Source organism: Streptococcus mitis, assembly GCF_001579035.1.
Classification (GTDB): Bacteria; Bacillota; Bacilli; order Lactobacillales; family Streptococcaceae; genus Streptococcus; species Streptococcus mitis_J.
Map to the genome: position 1 here is coordinate 218,420 of NZ_KQ970286.1, position 714 is coordinate 219,133.

1 protein-coding gene is annotated in these 714 nt (G+C 36.6%); it reads left to right on the forward strand.

Features of this window, described 5'->3' with window-relative positions; genetic code table 11:
* Positions 1-584 (forward strand): MmcQ/YjbR family DNA-binding protein (locus SMIDD26_RS03380; RefSeq protein WP_061438926.1); only part of this gene is annotated, 584 nt, incomplete at its 5' end.
* Positions 585-714: the final 130 nt, after the last annotated feature.

Below are 714 nucleotides of genomic sequence, written 5' to 3' on the forward strand. Positions count from 1 at the left end.
AAGTCTGGAATTATAGCAGCCAGATTTTGCAGGGTGACTTTGTCATGACAGTCTCCATCACTACTGAAAATGTGAGTTTTCAGGTCTTTGATCAGGAAACGGGCGACCTTTATCCTCAAGTCCATATGCAAAGTATGACAGGGAGTTTTGTTGCAAGTGTTCGTGAGGCTTGTTTGGAGATTCTTTACCAGATTCGGAAGGCTTGTTTTGATGTGCAAGATTTTATCTGTCCTCAGACTAAGCGAATCCTGACTCAAGTTCAGGAACAATATGGTAATCAGTTGGAATATCTGTGGGAAAAATCACCTGATACGGCAGTGTTAAGACATGAAAGCAATAAAAAATGGTATGCTGTTTTGATGAAAATCTCTTGGGATAAGCTGGAAAAGGGTAGAGAAGGATTAGTGGAAGCAGTCAACCTCAAGCATGACCAAGTAGTGGACCTGCTTTCACAAAAGGGTATTTATCCAGTTTTTCATATGAACAAACGCTACTGGATTAGTGTGGCTTTTGATGATACTTTATCAGATGAAGAAGTACTGGAATTGATAGAAAGAAGTTGGAATTTAACTTCTAAAAAATGAAACATTTCAAGGATTTTCAATAACTTTCAATTAGCTAAATATTCTATACTGAAGAAATTTTCAGAAAATATTTGATTTTTTCTTGACAAGTGCTTTTGCCTGTGCTAAAATACTAAACAAGATATCAAAC